The sequence below is a fragment of the Sinorhizobium fredii USDA 205 genome (assembly GCF_001461695.1).
In the GTDB taxonomy this organism is placed as follows: Bacteria; Pseudomonadota; Alphaproteobacteria; order Rhizobiales; family Rhizobiaceae; genus Sinorhizobium; species Sinorhizobium fredii.
This window is the reverse complement of sequence record NZ_AUTC01000162.1, coordinates 1-18,747: the sequence shown is the minus strand read 5'-3', so window position 1 is coordinate 18,747 and position 18,747 is coordinate 1. Positions and strand designations below refer to the sequence as shown.

Sequence of the window (18,747 nt, the reverse complement as noted above, 5' to 3'; positions counted from 1 at the left end):
TAAAGGGCGAGGAATGGAGGCGGTCATGAAGACGAGCGAGGGGACAAAACCTCCGACCGACGTCATGGAGCTCAAGGGCCTGTTCGCTTGCAGGTCCCTTACGCTGCCCAAACAGCTCGAGCAGGTCGCTCGTCTGGCGCTTGCAAGGCCAGATATTATCGCCTTCGGCAGCGCTCGTTCGATCGCTGCCGTGTGCTCCGTCTCCCCCACCTCGGTCACACGTCTTGCTACCGCCCTTGGCTTCGACAGTTTTCGGGATTTCAAGTTGTTCTTCCAACAGCATCTAAGGAGAACTGCGAACTCCTAGATCAGCGGGTGTCTTTGACGGGCTTCGGTCGTCCGCGGCCTCTGCGGCGGCCACCTTCGTCTCGTCGACACGCGATCGTCAGTCAGCGACCGCTCCGGGGCCGACAGCCGTCCGGCAGTTTCTGGCGTCCAAAAAAGCGATAGCGGACATTCGATACGGTAGGTCCGAGGTCGTCCCTGACTGACCGGACCCTAAGCCGACCTTCTCACACAGAGATCGAAAAGGCAGCGCTGACCACTCCGTCCGCTAGTATCAACCTACAAGCCGCGTCAATCTTTCAGCTCAATCTTCGGCGCACTCGCGTTTGCCAATGGCTCGGCGTAACCTTGCGTGGTTAGCCGTGTGGTCGCTCTCACGAAGGACTAGGTATGGAGCGTCGGCTCGCCGCCGTCCTAATCGCGGACGTCGTGGGCTATGGCCGCCTGAGCCAAGCCGACGAGGAAGGCACGCGTGCCCGCTTCCAAGCCGATCTGCGCGAGGTCTTCGAGCCCAGAATCGCCGCGCACCATGGCCGGCTGATCAAGACCATGGGCGACGGGCTGCTGGTGGAGTTCCACAGCGTGGTCGATGCGGTGCGCTGCGCGGTTGAGGTCCAGCGCGCCAAGTCCGAGCGCGACGTCGGCGTTGCGGCCGACCGTCGGCTTGCGTTTCGCATTGGCATCAATCTTGGCGACGTGATCGTAGAGGGCGACGACATCCACGGCGAGGGCGTGATCATTGCCGACCGATTGCAGACGATCGCCGATCCCAGCGGCGTGATGATCTCTGGCACCGCCTTCGATCAGGCCATTCACAAGGCCGATGTGGGCTTTGCCTATCTCGGTGAGCAACACCTCAAGAACATCGCCGATCCGGTGCGCGTCTATCGCGTCCTATTCGATGCTGGGGCAGCGGGAAGAGTTGTCGGCACAACGCGCAAGGCGGGCGCTCGGCTCCTGATCTTGGCAGTGGCTGGAGCGGTGTTGACCGCCGCCGTCGCGATGCTCGTGGTCTGGCAGATGTCTATGCCGCCTGAGCGGCCGTCCGTCGCCGTCCTGCCGTTTGCAAACCTGAGCGGCGACTCCGAACAGGAATACTTCGCCGACGGGATCACTGACGATCTCATCACCGACCTCGCCAAGCTGTCGGGACTGGTCGTCATCGCTCGCAATTCCGTCTTCACCTATAAGGGCCGGCCGGTCGTCGTGCAGGACATAGCGCGCGACCTCGGTGTCCGCTATGTGGTGGAAGGCAGCGTCCGGCGAAGCGGCGACCGGATTCATGTCAATGCTAAGCTCATCGATACGGCGACCGGCGACCATCTGGTGGCCGAGGAGTTCGACCGCAGCGCCTCGGATGTCTTCGCCGTGGAGGACGAAGTAGTCCGCCATATCGTCGAGGCTCTCGGGGTGCAGCCGACGGCGTCGGAGCAAGATCAGTTGGCGCGGCCGCCGACCGCGAACCTCGAAGCCTATGACTACTATCTCCGCGGCGAGCAGGCGGAGAGAACCGGCCTGCTGCGGGAAGCGTTGCAGCTCTACGCGAAAGCGACCACGCTCGATCCCTCCTTCGCCGAGGCGCATGCGGCGGATGCGCGCACCGCGGTCTATGTCTGGCGCCTCGACTATGACAACGTTCTGCCAGGCCCCGTGGCTAGGAGACGGGCGTATGAGAAGGCCGGAAGCGCGCTGGAGCTGAACCCGGAATCCTCGCGGCCCTATGCCATCCTCGCCATTCTTCAAGTCGTGGATCGCCGATACGAGGAGGCACTCGCTTCCGCCGGGCGGGCCGTGGCGCTGGGGCCCAGCGACGCCGAGGCCCATGCGGCGTTGAGCCTCGTCCTCACTTTCGCCGGCCGCCACGCCGAGGCTGTCGCTGCAATCGAGACCGCGCAGCGGCTCAACCCCAGCCTCTCGACGAGCGAACGGCTGGTCGCGGGACTGGCGTTCCTATTGCATGGGGATTACGCCCGGGCGATTGAAACGCTGAAGCGCGCCCGCGCCGAGGCGCCGCGCCTCATCGATATTCATGCCTTACTCGCCGCGGCCTACGCTCGCGCCGGTCGTTTGAGCGAAGCCCGCGACGCGGCGGGGGAAGCCCGCCGTACCGCCCCCGTCACTTCCGTCGAGACCTGGCGCGTTCTCTATGCCCATTTTCGCAATGGTCAGGACCTCGAGCGCGTCCTCGAAGCCATGCGCGACGCCGGCCTTCCCGAATGGCCCTTCGACTTCCGCGGCGAGGATCGCGACAGGCTGAGTGGGGCGGATATCTCCCGCCTGGCCTTCGGGCGGACATGGCAGGGACAGACAGGCGCGGGCGAGCCGGCTCTCCTGCAACTTCGCCGCGATGGCAAGACGGCTTTCCGGACTCCGACACAGATCGCAACCGGGACCGCCTTCGTCGATCGGGACATGCTGTGCGAGCAGAGCGAGAACGTGTTACTCGGGCGGCCCCGCTGCGGCCCGGTTTATCGGCGAACCCATGACCCGGGCAAACCCGAATACACCTATGTCAACGCATTCACGCTCTTCCATTTTTCGCCCGTCGAGTAGGTCCGCTGCCCGTCTCGACGTGGCACCTCGATCTGCGCATCACCGGAACCCGTCCTGCTCCAGCTGGGTCTCGACGGCGGGCCAATTAGCCTCAGCCTTTGCCAAGAGGTCGCTCGGGCGGGCCTTGAACTCGGCCATGAATTCCTTGCTGTAAGCCAGGTACAGCTTACCGTCGATGATCGCCCACGCTTCCGGATCGATATTGATCGTGGCACCATTAAAGGCCACTTCTCCGGTGCAGTAGCCCCCGTATTGTGGCGCATACGTGGTAGGTTCACCGATGAAGAGCTCACGGTGCTTGCTGCTGGCGAAGTGCCACGGCGTCCCCAGCCAGTCGTAGGAGAACTCCTCGGAGCCCTTCATCGCCCGGCCTTCGGTGAAGTAGGCAACCGGGTCGTAGCCCATGATCGCTACACCGCCGAAATAGCCGGTATTGACCTGGTCGGCGGCGAGGGCAGGAACGCAACTGACCATCAAGGCGATCGAGAGTGTCGCTCCAAATGCTGATCCTCGAGTGGGGGTGACGCCATATTTTTGGAGTGCTTCGCACATACTCCGTCCTCCGTTCAGTCACTCATCTCGATGCACAACGAGGCGCCTATCACCTCGGCGGGCGGGCAGGCCGCGCCGTGGCGCTTGAGCACCCGTATAATGTCTCTATGACCCTTGAAGCCGGCGCGCGTCACCGGCGTGTACCTGTGAAGACTCTCCGGCCGGTTGACATTGGCACCGCGGGCGATCAGCAGCTCAAGCATGGCGACGCGGTTCTCTTCTACGGCGACCATCAGCGGTGTCACGCCCGCCTTGTTGGCAGCATCTTCGAGAACAGCGCCCTTGCCCAACAGCAGTTCTGCGATCCGCACGCTGCCCGAATACGCCGCCGCATGGAGCGGCGTGAAGCCCCCGGCGTTGCGCGCCATCACGTCGGCGCCTTTGCTGAGCAGCAGCGCGGCGACCGCCGGGTGATCGCTGAGCGACGCAGCGATCAGCGGCGTGGCTTGGTCGCGATCACGGCTGTCGACCTCGGCTCCGCTCGCCAGCAGGCGCTCGACTCTGGCCGTGTCGCCGGCCTTCACGGCGTCAAACAAGGACTCACCCGCGACGACACTCGCCGACGCGAGTAAGACAGCCACCACAAACAGGATTCGAAACATGGCTGCCCCCTCGAAAGGCTAAATAGTTTACACCTCAGGCCTGCTTAGTGAAAGCGGCGATCGATTGGTTCTGGGTCACCGCTCAAACATCAAAGTCCGTCGTCAGCAAGGCTGAATGGCTGATATTAGGCCGAGACGTGACCTTGTCGGCATGGTGTGCGTAGGCCCGGAAATGGCGCAACTACGATGTCCAGGGTGGTCGCCAGCAACGTCTGCTATCGGGCAACAGCAAAGATCACCTCAATGGCCGACATGAGGGCGCGCATTGCGGACACGCCTAAAATGTATCCCGCCTGCTAGTATGCTTAGGTTTGCTTCGGCGCCCGCGCATCAATCGCCCCAGTACAACGCATGTCGAAGCGTTTGGCGAGTTCCGCCAGGCTGACCTCCCCGAGACGGCCGATCAACAATGCCTCAGCCTCACGCATGGCGCCTTCGACCGCCTCGTTGACGACCTTCTCGACGGCGCAGTCGGGGTTGGGATGCTCGCTACCGATGGCGAAGATGCGCGGACCTCCCACTGCCCGATGAACATCGAGCAGCGACACTTTCGTCAGGTCCATGGCGATCGACCAACCGCCGCCGTGCCCTTTCTCCGATCGCACATAACCCGCTTCACGCAGGCCTGCCATGGTACGACGTACGACCACCGGGTTGGTCCCAAGCATGCGCGCGACCACCTCGGACGTCATAGGTCCATCGTGGCGTGCCATGTGGAGCAACACATGGAGCATGCGGGAAAGACGGCTGTCGTTGCGCACGGTTTCATCCTTTGCACGGTGGAGTGGATTGGCAGCATCGGCAATTCACGTTACATTAAATGTTACATGATTCGTAGAGGCGTGACATGCGTGAATTTGAGAACCCCGATCATTGGGATACTGCCGCTCGGCACTACGAGAAGACCGCGCACCCCTTCACTGCGCGCTATGCCGAAGCGGCGTTGGCACGCGTGCCGCTGACCTCGGAGGCTCGAGTCCTGGATGTCGCGGCCGGCACTGGCGCATTGGCACTGGCTGCGGCGCGCACGGGCGCTCAGGTGCTCGCGACCGACTTCTCGCCCGGCATGGTCACCCGCATCGCGGCTGCCCGACTGCCCAATGTGGAGGCGCGCGTCATGGATGGGCAGAAGCTCGACCTTCCTGACGCGCGTTTCGACGCAGTCTTCTCGATATTCGGCGTGATCATGTTCCCCAACTGGCGCAAGGGCCTCGCCGAGATGGCGCGAGTGACTCGTCCGGGTGGATATGGTGTGGTCGCAACCTGGCAGAGTCGTGGCGCGGCGACGTTTCTGCTGCTGGGCCAGATCCGCCAGACGCTGTTTCCTGACCTTCAGAGCATGGCGATGCCGAAAGCCGTCCAGGCGCTAAACGATCCGAAGGATTTCGCGCGGGAACTGATCGATGCAGGCTATCGGGATCCGCAGATCGATCAAGTCATATATGAATATGAACTTGAGGTCGCGACACTCAATGAGCCCGACACATTGTTTGGCATGTCTCCGGATTGGACTAGTCTTTCCGATCAGGAGAAAGCGGCAGTCGTCGCCGAGGTCCGCAGAATTGCTGCCGATCGAGCGGTTCTGCCGATACCATCTACCGCACTGATCGGTGTCGCGCGCCGCTGAACATCGCGCGGCGGCGGCTGAACGGATGACTGCTTTCAAGAAGGTTCGGCTCCGATATCTCCTCTGCTGAAGGTGACTGGCATGATCGTGCGAAATGAAACGCCTCCTCCCGGATTTCGAAAAGGCCGTGTTTATGCAAGGTGGAGCGATCTGCTCGCTGTTCCAGGAGGTTGGGCCTGATGCGGAAGCGAATGTGGCGAAGGCGAAGAGCATGGCGCAGCTTGCCGGTACCATCATCGATATAAATAGCAGGGCGTATTTGGGGCCACGATTCTCAAGCCACCAGTGATGTGAGCCGTCGATCTGGACCAGTTCGCCGAAGCAATCGCGCCGGCCGGGGCTCGAAAACCCGCTTCTTGCGTTCGCGTCACGCCATCCAGGCCGGCTTCCATCATCTACTGACGCAGCGGCTCTTCTTAGCCGCTCCTGAGCTTCGCGACAGCGCGTGGATGGATGAACGATCTTGTGTTCTTCAAGCTGTGCGAGGCTTCCGAGCATGCCTGTTTATGCCGTGATACTCTTCGTTGCTCGGAGGCGCGTGACGACTAAACCCTTCTCAGTGCCGAGGAAGAATGCAAGGAACTGGAGGCCGCTACGATTGCCTACATCAGGGAGCAGCAAAATCTTCCTCATTTGTGAAGCCGACTGCCAGGTCGAAACGTCAACACCAGTTGCATGCCGCTCCGTAATCTGCAACCGCGAGCGATAGAGCGGCGAGCGCGACTCCGAGCACAGCGCCTGATCCGAGCGCGATAAGCTTGGTCAGTAGTCGACCCGTCCGGCTCCTCGGAGGAGCTCGAAAGAAGGACAGCGTGCCGGAAGCGAGTGTTCCCATGCGAATGCCCTCTGTCGCACAGCATGTGCGGGGATACGACCGAAGCGAACGAGACCATGTCACGCAGCGCCGGCTATCGCAGACGCTGCGCGACTGGAGGCATTTCTCAGCCCGCGATGGTCACGAGCTTTTGCAGGCTTTGCAATTCCATCGTGAACGAGCCAGCGCGTCTGTCCAGTTGCCATTTGTGACTAGCCTTCTCCGGGCTGTCCCAGCATCCAATGATCGCCTGAAAGGTTAGGGTCCGATGAGAACCCAAACGGCGAAGACAGACACCCGACAGAGGCGAGGCTGGAACTATCTTGGGGGTTGAGGGTTCACTGCGAGGGATCGGGAGGAGCCGCAATGGCCAAGCGATTTGCAAGAATGATTTCGCCAACAAGAGAGACGGAGGCCGAGCTTGTGAAGCAGGTCGTTTCCGATTCGTGCAATATATCCACCAGGTGGACCCGAAGGGCCATACGGCCGCTGTCGAGGGGTTGAGAGCTCTCTACATGATCCGCGAGTATGATATGACGGAAAAAGATGAGCTTCTAAAGGCGTTACTCGCGAGCGACGAAGCCCCTGAAGCCACGTCGCAGCCCGGTTCGCTCTCGGCGTTACTCTCGTTCAAGCTGATTTGACGGGGTGTAAACTGAGGGTCGTCACGACGCCAAGGAGCACGGATTCGTCTCCCTTCGAACCCCACCACCCGTCGCCTTGGGCGCACTGTCGTTTCGTGCGCCCAAACATCGAAGCGCCGGCGTGGTGAACTCTATTGTGCTTTTTCCACCTGCCCGCGGATCTCTCCATCGGGGAACTTTTGCGTGTGGATGTTGAGATACCATTTTCCGGACTGCAAATCCGCCAGTTGCTGGTCGGTGATTTCGGCAGATCCGGAAGCTATGGCTTTGGAGATATCGACCACCGGATCGGCATTTTCGCCCGGAGCCGCCGGGCCATGAAAATGCGCGGCCGTGGCTTCCCCGGACAGACCGCTGGAAGTCACCGTCCATGTCAGCTTTTTGGTGGCGGTGTCCAAGGTAATGTCACCCGTACCCTGGCCGGCGCTGTCGTTAGGCGGCACCTCACTCGATGCTTTCAAGTCAGCCTTGAATTTCAATGTCTCGGCCGAAACGGGGCTCGTAGCCATTAAAGCAACTACGGCGAGGCCGGCCAGGAGCGAGTTCTTACGGATAGATCTCATCGCACATTCTCCAAAAGTTCAGGTGTACAGCAGCCGGCCTTTCAACTCTTTAGACCCGGGATGAGTTCCAGTCGCCACTCAAGTCAGACCGGGGCAGGTGCAGCTATCCGTGCGCGCGTCTTCCTCGTCGTCGCTCACGGATGCGCTTAGGCTGCACATCAGATTGAATGCAGCACGCGTTACAAACGCCGCTTACTCATCCCTAGTGATCATCCCGGAGCAGATGAATAGTAACTAGAATTGAGCGATGCACAGGCCGGCGCTGTGGCAAGTTGTGGGTGCGAGAACTACCTCGTTGTGCTGCCTTGAGGAACCGCGCTTCGGCGGCGTTTCTGATGCTACGCTGCGAAAAGCGCTTACGCCATCAAAAGGCGAAATGTACGGGGGGACAACTTTTCGGACGCAGTGCTAACGACATGTCGGAAGCGCTCAACTATAGATTTCACATCACCTACTCCTAAAGCGGTACACAAACGACTGCGGCGGGCCAAGCCAAAAACCAAGTGTCGTCGGGCCGGCGATTTCAGCGCGCCGGTCAGGGGAGGAGCTGCGCGTCCATTGAGAAGTTTTCTTAATTAGGGTGCACCGGCTCCATCTCGCCCGCAATCAAGAGTCGGGAAAGAGTGAATGAATTTTCTTGAAACTTTTGAACGCGGCGCGGGGTGAAAGCGCCAGCAATGCGGCAAGGAGATAAGCAAAATGACTTTCTTCACAACGAGCTTCATGTCGGATGGGCCGTACAGCGCCAGCCTCAGCCAATCCGCGCAAGGACAGCTCTCATCGAGCTACACCAACGCGCTAACGGAGGCGCTGGAGGATGCGACGGTCGCTGACTACGTCGGCTTTCTGGCCAACCAGGCTGGCCTTTCGATCGATGATGCATTGGCCGTGAAGGCTTCGGTGATCGCCGGTGATTTCACGCTCACGGGCCTGTTCGGAGCGGCACAAAGCAAGACTGGCGCCGTCGACGGCAGCAGCATTACCGACCCTGCGCCCAAGATGCTGGTCAATGGCGTTGAAATTGACTTGGCAGCCATTCTCACCGGTCTCGACACCGAAACTTGGTCGACGGTCCAGGCGAACGGCAAGAAACTCGACACGATCTATCATACCCGAGAATTCTACACGGATACGCAAGAGCCGGCCGATTACCACGCCGGTTGGGCTGACACGAACCAGCCCCCGAGCGCCGAGCCGATCCTGAAGGAATTGACCGAAGACATTGTCGCGTCTCCTATCGATCTTCTCGCGACCGCATCCGATCCGGATGGCGGAACGCTTTCGGTTGTCACCGGCAGCTTGAGCTTTTCCATCGATGGAGGACCTGAGTCCACCACTCCTCCTGGTTACGTCACCATATTGGACGGCGTAGTGACGGTCGATACGTCCCACCCCGATCTGCAGCCCGGCGGAGCCATCGATCTGAAGGTGGGGGAGACGCTGAGCGTCGTAGTCAATTACATGATTGAGGATGGCCAGGGCGGCTCGACGGCCAACTCGTTGACCGTTCAGATAGCTGGCACGGCGGACGTCTATACCGCCACAGACTCATTTACCTTTCAGAAGATCGGCGGCGGTGAGGATGAACGGTCGTTTTCGGGATCCTTCACCGTCGATCCAGACGGTTTTGATGGCATAGTCACAGTGACCGGAGACGCCGATCTGAACGCGAGAAACGAGAGCCTTGAAGGTTTGATTGACACACATTCGTTCAAATTTGTGGGCGCCGCTTCGAACAGCTCCACAACCGAAAGCTTAAATCCATATTCCGATACGGTGACACTCAGCGACGCCGATTTCACCGACGGAATGATTGCGTTTAACGGTGAGTTCAGCCAGCAAGTCGCGAACGGTTCGTCGATTAGCGTTCAACTTGAATACGACTACTGGGCCTAAATCGCCGCGAACAGCATGGCCCGGCGACGAGTCGGGCCATCGCGCCACTACCGTCTTGGACTTTTGATGGCCGATCGTGTGAGATTGACCCCGGATGCCGAGGGCAACCTTTGCATCACCTGCGAAAGGGGGCTCGTCAGCTTCGCCAGAAGGTACGGTGCGGGGCGAGGAGCTCGTCCTCGATCTCGGGAAAGCTACCAACCGGACTCAGACCTTTAGCGACAAGCGTCGGACCAAGGACCAACGTTCCGAGGTAACGTTCTCCCGGGGTCTTTCGGGATTGTAACAACGGTCGATCAGAGCGCGGCCGTCTAGAAGCGCGGCTCTCGCTTGTGGGACACCACCGTGATGGCCCAGAGCGAGCTGAGCGGGCCTTCCGGGTCTATTCGCCCACCGGGGAGTGGGTGCCGATCTCGCCGCTTGCTAGCAATTCCTTCAGAAGCTCATCTCTGTCGGTCAGATCAAACTCTCGGATCATGTATAGAACTCTCAGCCCCTCCATCACAGCCGAATGGCTCATCAGGTCCACTTGATGCATTTTGCACCAATCAGAGACGACCTGTTCGACAAGCTCGGCCTCGGCCTCTCTCTTTGGCGAAATCTCTTTTGCTGAATGCTTGGGCATTGCGGTTTTCTCCCGGCCCCAAAAGGGGCCTCTCGTCTCTGTCCGGTATCTTGCTTCTAGATGGCGGCAGGAACTCAGCGCGGCTTCGAGTTGTCTATGGTTTGCGGCGCATAGACAGCGGTTTCGGTCCTATTGTCCGACCAAGCTCCACCAACCGCGAGATAGGCAAGGATTGCGCCGATGGCGAGCAAAAGTAGGCCGATCGGGAAGGCGGTTGACTGCGTGTTGTGACGATCGCGGCGTAACATTTCACGGCTCCGTTAGCAGGTAGGAGAACGAAGGGGGCGTTCTCCGGTTCCCCCTCGCGCGTCCCGCGGGACTTTAGTCCGAGACGATATGGCCAAAGGTCCTACGCTCATGAACTGCCGCCGCTGAACTGGCGCCGTTAACCGGATACCGCGCGATGGCCGGTGTGGCTCAAGACGATGACCGTCGTGTTCATTCCAGCCGGATGGAGAAGCGCCGAGGGCGGCCAAATTCCCTGCGTCAGCTCCCTCCATTGCCATGCCAGTCGCTGCCCGATTCTGGGGAACCGATTTGCCACGACATAGAAGTTGAACCTTGAGGTAGTCCGGCCTTCATCAAGCTTGGGCTTTCATCGCATTGATCAAAGTCCGGAAACCCGCAGATAGGTGCCGGCGACTGGGATAGTAGAGATAAAGCGGCTCCTCCGGCTGACACCAGTCGTCCAGCACCTGTACGAGCTCACCGCCTGCAATCTGCTTTTGCACGCGGTTTTCCCAGACATAGGCAAGCGCCACGCCGCTGAGGGCGGCCTCGACCATCAGTTCGTGATCATCGAGCGAAAGCGGTCCGGTCGGATGAAAGCTCACCGACTGCCCGTCCTTCTGAAATTCCCAGGCATACCTCGCGCCGGATGGGAACATATTCTGGATGCAGAGATGGCGTTTGAGGTCGTGCGGCGTGATCGGCTTCGGCCGCCGCTCGAAATAGGCGGGCGAACCGACGACGACGAGGCGCAGCCGCGGCTTGATGCGGAGTGCGACCATCCCCTCGCTCACCCGCTCCCCGAACCTTATTCCGGCATCGAACCCCTCCCTGACGATGTCGACCAAACGATCGGTGGCGCTGATTTCCAGCTGCAGATTCGGGTTCTTATCGAGCAAAGGCCCGATGACGTGGCCAATCACAAATGGCGCGATCGAGTTCGGCACGTTGATTCTTACTCTGCCGAATGGCGTGTCGCGAAACCTGTTCAGCGCGTCGAGCGCGGATGTGATCTCGCCAAAGGCCGGATCGAGATACGACTGCAAGAGTTCGCCTGCTTCCGTTAGGGAAACGCTGCGTGTGGTGCGGTTCAAAAGCCGGACACCGACACGGTTCTCGAGGTTCACCACCGCGTGGCTGATAGCCGAAGCCGTGACGCCCCTCTCCTCGCCCGCCTTCCGAAAGCTCTTGTGCCGGGCCACAGCCACAAAGGCTGCAAGTTCGGAAAGCTCGGATGCCCGCATTATTGAACTCCACTCATCATAGTTTCGAGAATAACGAATCTTATGCATCACAACGATTTGGGTCAAATTCAGCCCGTCAGCACAGTGCGGACGCCAACCACCACATCGGCTCTGAAAGAGCCATCAAATCTGGAAGGAATGTGTCATGAAGGTCTGGTTTATCACTGGGGCATCCCGTGGCTTCGGCGCGCTGATGACCAAGGGGGCACTCGCAGCCGGCGACGCCGTGGTCGCTACTGCCCGCAACCCAAGCGCTGTGATCGAGCAGATTGGCGACAATTCCAATCTTCTCGCCGTCGCGCTCGATGTCACGAATGAAGCCCAGGCGAAAGAAGCCGCCGCGAAGGCTATTGAGCGCTTCGGGCGCATCGACGTCCTCGTCAACAATGCTGGTTATGGCTTGCTGGGTGCCGTCGAGGAAGCAACAGCAGAGGAAATCGAGAAGCTTTATGCAACGAATGTCTTCGGCGTGCTGAAAGTTACGCGCGCCGTCCTGCCCTACATGCGCCGCCAGCGGTCGGGCCATGTGCTGAACTTCTCGTCGATCGGCGGCTATTTCGGCTATCCCGGATGGGGCGTTTATGGTTCGACGAAATTTGCCGTGGAGGGCCTCTCGGAGTCGCTGTCGGCGGAACTCGAGCCGTTCGGCATCAAGGTCACGATCATCGAGCCGGGCTTCTTCCGCACCGATTTTCTGGCCGACAACTCGCTATCGGTCAGTGCGGCCGCAATCCCCGATTACATCGGCACGCCGGCCGGCAACATGCGCGACTTTGCAGCCGATGCAAATCACGCTCAGCCCGGAAATCCGGCAAAGCTCGCCGCGGGGATCGTCACTCTGGTGAACTCGGCCAAGCCGCCGCTGCGCATGCCCTTCGGCAGCGACACGGTGGCCGTCATCGAGGAACAGAATGCCAGTGTCGCCCGAGAGCTCGCCGAGTGGCGCGAACTTGCTCTCTCTACGGATTTCCCGAAGAATGGGATAGCCGTTTAAGTATCCCCCGATCCCCGGGCTCCGTTGGAGACCAACAAACGGAGCCCCGAACTCCTGGGTAATCGGAGCCCGCGTTTCTGGCCCGGATACGTCGGTTGCTGAGGGAAATACGAAGCATCGCATTACGTATAAACGCTTCAGATCGTGAGAGAAGTCTCCCATGCGTGAAGGCCGGCTTGCGGACACAACGGATCATATTCGCCGTTTACAACGAGGCCTTCTGCCGCCGGTAATTCCAGAGGCGTTTGCGGGCGATACGCGGTTGGTGGGTCGATGGCGGAACGAGCCGTTCGAATATGATCTGCCGCCCTTAAAGGACCATGTCCTCGCTGCGAAATATTTCGGGGAGGGGATGGCATCGGTGACGATCGGGCGGGAAACGACTTCGGCGCCCGCGGCGGCGGGGACGATCACCCTGGCGCCGAGAGGGCACGCCGGCTTTTGGCGGGCGGACGGCGTCGTCGAGGTTTCAAACGTCTTCTTGGGGCACAAGCGTCTTCTGGCTTGTGCGGATCAGATCGGCAATGGCCGCGAGCCGGAGTTGCTCGACCGCGTGAACTTCGGCGACCCCAAGCTCTTCGCGATTATGGCCTTGATCAACGACGAAGTCAGTTCCGGAGATGGGATAGCATACCTGTTCATCGAGCAGCTCCTTGATCTTGTATGCCTCCAGCTTCTCAGAGCTCATTCCGCAACGGCGATGCCGATGGCGCCCGGGCCGCGGCGCGGCCTGTCCGAGCGGCAAGTCAAACGCGTCACCGCCTATATGCGCGAGAATTTCGCCGAGGACATCCAGCTTCAGGAGCTTGCGGATCTCGTCAATTTGAGCCGCTTTCATTTCTGCAGGGCTTTCCGCTTGGCGACCGGACAAACGCCTTACGGCTGGCTGACTCGCCAGCGGATCGCCCACGCCAAGGAGCTCCTTAAAAACCCAACGCTGCGCATCATCGACGTCGCTGTGATCGTCGGATACGAAACGCAATCTTCCTTTGCCGCGATTTTTCGCAAGGTGGTGGGTCTCACGCCGAGCGAGTTCCGCCGCCGTCTCTGAGGCTGAGTGTCCATACAGGCGAGCTCGTCCGTAGAGCCATACGTGCTGATCGCCGCAAGATTCACGCAACTTCGCAAGATCGCGACAGTCACGAAGGCGCGCGAGTTCTATTTTGCCGCCGCTAATCGCCTACAGCACCGCGCGTCAGCCGCGCAAAGGCTGAAAATCGGCTCCGATTTCAAGAGACATGCAGTAGTGGAAGAGGGTGTTCCTTCATGACCGAGAATCCGTCAGAACTGCGTCAGCCAGGCCCAATCATATCTCGCCGGGAAGCGCTCCAGGCGACAGCTGGAGCAGCGGCGCTGGCAGCCTTGTCGCCCGCATCCGTGGCAGCGGCGAACGCGCCTGCGGCCGCGACGAGCACGGTGACGGTGACTGTGAAGATGACGGTGAACGGTCGCGTGCACACACTAGCCGTCGACCCGCGCCAGTCGGTCCTCGACGTTCTGCGCGAGTCGCTGAACCTCACCGGCACGAAAAAGGGGTGCAATCAGGGTGCCTGTGGCGCCTGCACGGTTCTCGTCAATGGCAAACGCATTGTCTCCTGCCTGACTTTGGCAGCAATGCACGATGGAGCGCAGATCGAAACGATCGAAGGTCTCGAAAAGGGCGGCGAGCTTCATCCCCTCCAGGAAGCGTTCGTGGAGCATGAGGGATTGCAGTGCGGCTTCTGCACGCCGGGCCAGATCATGTCGGGGCTGGGCTGCATTGCCGAGGGTCATACGGGCTCGCCGGAAGAGATCCAGTTCTGGATGAGCGGCAATATCTGTCGGTGCGGCGCTTATCCGGGCATCGTCGCAGCCATTGCCGACGCGGCAGGGAGGAGTTGAGCCATGTTTCCCTTCGTGTTGGAGAAGCCTCAGAGCACCGAAGAGGCGGTTGCCGCCGCCGTCGGCGGCGCGCGTTATATTGCCGGCGGCACGACGCTCGTCGACCTGATGCGCGAAGAAGTGGAACGGCCGGAGCGGCTGCTCGACATCAACGCGCTTCCCTTGGCCGGCATCCGTGTAGAGGGCGAAGATCTGGTCATCGGCGCGCTCGCGCGCATGGCCGAAGTCGCCGCCGACCCCAATGTCAAACGCCTGCAACCTGTCGTCGCCGAAAGTCTGATTGAGGGCGCTTCGCCGCAGTTGCGGAACATGGCCACGATGGGTGGTAACCTGTTGCAGCGGGTGCGATGTCCGTATTTCCGCATGCTTGACGCCGGCTGCAATAAGCGCACGCCAGGCTCCGGCTGCAGTGCCATCGAGGGACTGAATGCCGGGCATGCGATCCTCGGCACGAGCGACCACTGCGTCGCGACGCACCCGTCCGACGTGGCCGTTGCGCTCGTGGCGCTTGATGCGACGATGCGGGTCCGGGGACCACAAGGCGAACGCGGCTTTCCGGTTGAAGAGCTTTTCCGGCTGCCGGGTGACACACCGCATCTCGAGCACTCACTCCTCGCCGGCGAGCTCATCGTCGAAATCCGCGTGCCGGGAGGGCCACACGGTCGCCGCGCCCGCTACCTGAAGGTCCGCGACCGGGCGTCCTACGAATTCGCGCTAGTCTCGGCAGCGGCTGCGCTGGTGATAGAGGATGGCGTGATCCGCGAAGTGCGTCTCGCCGTGGGCGGAGTTGCCACGCGGCCCTGGCGGCTGCGCGATTGCGAAGCCGCTTTGGTAGGGAAACGGCCGGACCGGCACGTCTTCGAGGAAGCAGCTGGGCTGGCTACGCGAGGCGCCCGGCCGCTACATCACAACGCGTTCAAAGTCGAACTCTTGCCGCGGACAATTGTCCGCGCGCTCGAAATGGCGGGGGAAGCAGCATGACTGCGACGTCTATCGGAAAGCCTCTGACGCGGGTCGACGGTCGCGCCAAAGTCACCGGTGCGGCGCACTACGCCGCCGATTTCAACCAGCCGGACCAGCTCTACGCAGTGATCGTCAACGCAACGGTTGGGCTCGGTCGGGTCAGTGGGATTTGGAACGACGAGGTCGAGCGCATGCCCGGCGTCGTCGCCGTGATAACCCACCACAACGCGCCGAAACTGGCTTACCTACCGCACAAGGCCGTCATCGATCCGGCCGACGGTGAGCGGCTGCATGTCCTGCAGGATGACGAGGTGCGTTTTTACGGCCAGCCCGTCGCCGTCGTCGTCGCGCAGACCCTCGATCATGCCGAACGCGCTGCCGCTGCGCTGCGTGTCACTTATGCCGCCCGGCCGCCCCTTGTCGATCCTTCGGATCCGCGTGCAGAGGCGATCGTGCCGGCAGCGGCCACCCGTGCGAGAGCGCTCGCCGACAGGGCGCGCGGCGATGCCGATGGCGCCGTAGCACAGGCCCCGATCAAGATCGACGAGACCTATGAGATCGCCCGCGAGAACCACAACCCTATGGAGCCGCATGCGACGATCGCCGCCTGGAAAGAGGAGCGGCTGACGCTCTGGAGCAAGAGCCAGTATCTGGTGAACGAGCAAGCGGAAATCGCCGCCGTCTTCGGCATGCCTGCCGAGAACGTGGAGGTCGTCTGCCCCTTCATCGGCGGCGCCTTCGGGACGAGCCTCCGGACGTGGCCGCATGTCACTCTGGCGGCAGTTGCCGCGCGTCATGTCGGCAGGCCCGTGAAGCTCGTTCTCACGCGCAAGCAGATGTTTTTCGCCACCGGCCACCGCCCGCGCACACGTCAGAGGGTGGCGCTCGGCGCGACGCCAGAGGGCAGGCTTACTGGAATAGTTCACGAGGGCACCGGAGAGACGAGCCGTTATGAACAATTCATGGAGGCCCTGACCAATGTCACCGACTACCTCTACTCGTGCCCCAATGTGCGCACGCAATATCGCCTGACGCCGCTCGACACGAGCACGCCCAATCATATGCGCGGACCGGGGGAGGCCAGTGGTATCTTTGCGCTCGAAAGCGCCATTGACGAGCTGTCCTACAAGCTCGGCATCGACCCGGTCGCACTCAGGCGCCGCAATGAACCCGAGCTCGACGAAGCGGAAAACAAGCCATTTTCCAGCCGCTCTCTGGTCCAATGTTACGAGCTCGGCTCCGAGCGCTTCGGCTGGGCGCGACGAACACCCGAGCCGCGTTCCATGCGCGACGGACGCCTTCTGATCGGCATGGGAGCGGCCACCGCCACCTATCCGGCCTACCAGGCGCCTGCGCACGCAAGGGTGCGGCTGCTTGGGGATGGCGTGGCCGAGGTCGAGGCTGCCGCGAGCGACATGGGGCCGGGGACCTACACATCGATGACGCAGGTGGCGGCCGAATTCCTCGGCTTGCCGCCGGAACAAGTCCGTTTCAACCTCGGCAGATCCGCCTACCCCCAGACGCCGTCGCATGGGGGCTCGTGGACGATGGCCTCGGTGGGGTCGGCCATCCGGGCTGCCTGTATCGCGGCGCAGGCTGAGGCGGCGCGACGCGCAATGGCGGATGACAACTCGCCCCTCTTCAGGGCGCCGGTAGGAGATCTGGAATGGAGTGAGGGCCGACTGCGCCGTCGCGGACAGACCGGGGCGGGTTTATCCTATGGCGACATCGTCGCGAGGAGCGGAAGGCCGGTCGAGGCAGACGGCTCTGCCGAGCGCGGTGGGGACGTTGCGGAACGTTATTCCATGCATTCCTTCGGCGCAGTTTTTGCGGAAGTCGCGATCGATCCTGATGTCGGAACCATTCGGGTGCGTCGCATCGTCGGGGCCTATGGCATCGGGCGCGTAGTTAATCCGCTGCTTGCAAGGAGCCAATGCACCGGCGGCATGATCGGCGGCATCGGCATGGCGTTGATGGAGCGCACGGTTCTCGATCCGCGTGACGGGCGGCCGGTCAACGCCCACATGGCTGACTATCTCATGCCCGTGAACCTCGACATACCTCGACTGGAGGCGCATTTTGTCGACGAGGTCGATCCGCATGTGAATGCGCTCGGCGTGAAGGGCCTTGGCGAGATCGCGCTGGTAGGCACCGCACCGGCGATCGCCAACGCGGTATTCCACGCGACCGGCAAGCGCGTCCGCTCGCTGCCGATCCACATCGACGACGTGCTGAGTGCATGAAACGGGGACGGATTCTGAGCTAACGTTTCTTGTGACGGTCGGCAGCGCGGAAACGCTGAGTGAGCCAACCTCATCCTTCGTGCCGTCGTACTCGATTTTTTGTTCCCGGTCAGGCCAGCCGCGAGCCATCGCTACACAATCCGACAGCGCCGGAGGAGGCCGTGCGTCTTGTGCGGCCTTCGCCGACGGCACTGGGCCAGTCGGAGGACCGCTGCAACTTGGCGCGTCTCACGCACTCCCCTCTGTCTCGCTACCTTCGTCCAACTCATGGAAGGGCAGAAAGCCGTACGACTCCAACCATTCGCGAATGATGAGGCGGATTAGCTCTTGTCGCTTCATCTCAAGTTCTTCGCTGGCGCGAGCGAGCGCCCTCTCAACGTCGTCGTCAAAGGTCATCAGAGTTTGACTTTCAGCGTGTCAATGCCGTTCCCGTAGGCCACTACTCGAGATGACGCCCCTGCTTACGAGCCACCCCTCGAACGTGCCCGGACATCCCGAGTCAGTCCACATCCCACGATACGAGAAACCAGGGCCATGGGGGCCGCGCCCAATTGCGTTGAAGCCTTCCTCGTTCAGGCGGGCGGTTCCACCTGCCTTTTGGACCGTTCCGGAATACTTCTTCTTCGCCCTTCTGATTTTCACTGCTTGCCTCCCACGCACTACACGAGAAATCGTAGGGTCGCACAGCGCAGGTTGCAGTCAAGGATTAGGGCGCCGCCCAATTGGGGTATTGGGGCGCGCTCTGAGTGTTACCGTTTGCCGGCTGCGCGCATAGTAGCAGTCGGAGGGCTGGCGCCATGCCGACAAGAAGATTGAACAGAGCAAGTTTCACTAGGGCGATCACGTGGTGGCCAGGGCGAGGTCATCTGGATCGACTACGATGGCACCCCTCGGGTGCGGTTCAAGGGGGAGAGATCCCGATCAGGATCAGCTCCTCGTACCTTGTCTGACGTTTGTCGTGGCCGTCGATGCGCCCGAGCGATTCCGCTCCTCACGCGCGGTGGGGCCGCACTTCGGATTGACGCCGAAGAAG

General features: G+C 61.2%; 18 protein-coding genes and 2 pseudogenes. 12 read left to right on the top strand and 8 right to left on the bottom strand.

Features of this window, described 5'->3' with window-relative positions:
• The first annotated feature begins 25 nt into the window (after window positions 1-25).
• On the top strand, window positions 26-307 hold the full coding sequence (locus tag N181_RS23465) for a MurR/RpiR family transcriptional regulator (protein ID WP_037395714.1): 282 nt from the start codon (window positions 26-28) through the stop codon (window positions 305-307).
• A 368-nt stretch (window positions 308-675) separates the two neighbouring features.
• Window positions 676-2,838: an adenylate/guanylate cyclase domain-containing protein gene (locus tag N181_RS23460; protein ID WP_060563915.1), complete on the top strand. Its 2,163-nt coding sequence runs from the start codon at window positions 676-678 to the stop codon at window positions 2,836-2,838.
• A 39-nt stretch (window positions 2,839-2,877) separates the two neighbouring features.
• On the opposite strand, the gene N181_RS23455 is transcribed toward N181_RS23460, so the two are convergent.
• The 3 genes from N181_RS23455 to N181_RS23445 form a co-directional block, all read right to left on the bottom strand.
• Window positions 2,878-3,390: a YHS domain-containing (seleno)protein gene (locus N181_RS23455; protein WP_370009200.1), complete on the bottom strand. Its 513-nt coding sequence runs from the start codon at window positions 3,388-3,390 to the stop codon at window positions 2,878-2,880.
• A 14-nt stretch (window positions 3,391-3,404) separates the two neighbouring features.
• On the bottom strand, window positions 3,405-3,992 hold the full coding sequence (locus tag N181_RS23450) for an ankyrin repeat domain-containing protein (RefSeq protein ID WP_037395668.1): 588 nt from the start codon (window positions 3,990-3,992) through the stop codon (window positions 3,405-3,407).
• A gap of 305 nt (window positions 3,993-4,297) precedes the next feature.
• On the bottom strand, window positions 4,298-4,753 hold the full coding sequence (locus N181_RS23445) for an Rrf2 family transcriptional regulator (RefSeq protein WP_037395666.1): 456 nt from the start codon (window positions 4,751-4,753) through the stop codon (window positions 4,298-4,300).
• A gap of 86 nt (window positions 4,754-4,839) precedes the next feature.
• Between N181_RS23445 and N181_RS23440 the strand changes: the two genes are divergently transcribed.
• The gene (locus N181_RS23440) at window positions 4,840-5,619 is read left to right on the top strand and encodes a class I SAM-dependent methyltransferase (protein ID WP_037395665.1); all 780 of its coding nucleotides are present in this window, start codon (window positions 4,840-4,842) and stop codon (window positions 5,617-5,619) included.
• Window positions 5,620-5,830: 211 nt separating this feature from the next.
• On the opposite strand, the pseudogene N181_RS32265 reads toward N181_RS23440, so the two are convergent.
• A pseudogene (locus N181_RS32265) lies at window positions 5,831-5,986 on the bottom strand (ISNCY family transposase); the annotation flags it as partial.
• An 82-nt stretch (window positions 5,987-6,068) separates the two neighbouring features.
• Here N181_RS32265 and N181_RS34995 point away from each other — a divergent pair.
• Together N181_RS34995 and N181_RS35270 are read left to right on the top strand one after the other, a co-directional pair.
• Window positions 6,069-6,258: pseudogene (locus N181_RS34995) on the top strand (hypothetical protein).
• Window positions 6,259-6,948: 690 nt separating this feature from the next.
• Window positions 6,949-7,077 carry a hypothetical protein gene (locus N181_RS35270; RefSeq protein WP_255875570.1) on the top strand — a complete coding sequence of 43 codons (129 nt, stop codon included), beginning with the start codon at window positions 6,949-6,951 and terminating at the stop codon, window positions 7,075-7,077.
• A 131-nt stretch (window positions 7,078-7,208) separates the two neighbouring features.
• Here N181_RS35270 and N181_RS23425 read toward each other — a convergent pair whose 3' ends face one another.
• Window positions 7,209-7,640, bottom strand: a complete 432-nt coding sequence (locus N181_RS23425) for a CHRD domain-containing protein (protein ID WP_037395661.1) — start codon at window positions 7,638-7,640, stop codon at window positions 7,209-7,211.
• Between the two features lie 699 nt (window positions 7,641-8,339).
• On the opposite strand from N181_RS23425, the gene N181_RS23420 reads away from it, so the two are divergent.
• On the top strand, window positions 8,340-9,536 hold the full coding sequence (locus N181_RS23420) for a hypothetical protein (protein WP_037434463.1): 1,197 nt from the start codon (window positions 8,340-8,342) through the stop codon (window positions 9,534-9,536).
• Window positions 9,537-9,918: 382 nt separating this feature from the next.
• On the opposite strand, the gene N181_RS23415 is transcribed toward N181_RS23420, so the two are convergent.
• The 3 genes from N181_RS23415 to N181_RS23410 form a co-directional block, all read right to left on the bottom strand.
• Window positions 9,919-10,161, bottom strand: coding sequence for a hypothetical protein (locus tag N181_RS23415; protein ID WP_037395657.1), 243 nt, complete (start codon window positions 10,159-10,161; stop codon window positions 9,919-9,921).
• A gap of 74 nt (window positions 10,162-10,235) precedes the next feature.
• Window positions 10,236-10,409, bottom strand: a complete 174-nt coding sequence (locus N181_RS34305) for a hypothetical protein (protein WP_086018617.1) — start codon at window positions 10,407-10,409, stop codon at window positions 10,236-10,238.
• 333 nt (window positions 10,410-10,742) lie between these two features.
• The gene (locus N181_RS23410; RefSeq protein ID WP_060563913.1) at window positions 10,743-11,633 is read right to left on the bottom strand and encodes a LysR family transcriptional regulator; all 891 of its coding nucleotides are present in this window, start codon (window positions 11,631-11,633) and stop codon (window positions 10,743-10,745) included.
• Between the two features lie 145 nt (window positions 11,634-11,778).
• Between N181_RS23410 and N181_RS23405 the strand changes: the two genes are divergently transcribed.
• The 6 genes from N181_RS23405 (at window position 11,779) to N181_RS23385 (ending at window position 17,714) form a co-directional block, all read left to right on the top strand.
• Window positions 11,779-12,627, top strand: coding sequence for an oxidoreductase (locus N181_RS23405; RefSeq protein WP_037395635.1), 849 nt, complete (start codon window positions 11,779-11,781; stop codon window positions 12,625-12,627).
• 352 nt (window positions 12,628-12,979) lie between these two features.
• Entirely contained in the window at window positions 12,980-13,678 is a 699-nt protein-coding gene (locus N181_RS23400) for a helix-turn-helix domain-containing protein (RefSeq protein ID WP_234885938.1), read from the top strand.
• 42 nt (window positions 13,679-13,720) lie between these two features.
• Window positions 13,721-13,897, top strand: a complete 177-nt coding sequence (locus tag N181_RS33390) for a hypothetical protein (RefSeq protein WP_153451609.1) — start codon at window positions 13,721-13,723, stop codon at window positions 13,895-13,897.
• Window positions 13,894-14,508, top strand: a complete 615-nt coding sequence (locus N181_RS23395) for a (2Fe-2S)-binding protein (protein WP_037395631.1) — start codon at window positions 13,894-13,896, stop codon at window positions 14,506-14,508. Before N181_RS33390 ends, N181_RS23395 begins: the two co-directional genes overlap by 4 nt.
• Before the next feature lie 3 nt (window positions 14,509-14,511).
• Window positions 14,512-15,489, top strand: a complete 978-nt coding sequence (locus N181_RS23390; protein WP_037395629.1) for an FAD binding domain-containing protein — start codon at window positions 14,512-14,514, stop codon at window positions 15,487-15,489.
• The gene (locus N181_RS23385) at window positions 15,486-17,714 is read left to right on the top strand and encodes a xanthine dehydrogenase family protein molybdopterin-binding subunit (protein ID WP_037434459.1); all 2,229 of its coding nucleotides are present in this window, start codon (window positions 15,486-15,488) and stop codon (window positions 17,712-17,714) included. The genes N181_RS23390 and N181_RS23385 overlap by 4 nt, the downstream gene beginning before the upstream one ends.
• The last annotated feature ends 1,033 nt before the right edge of the window (window positions 17,715-18,747 follow it).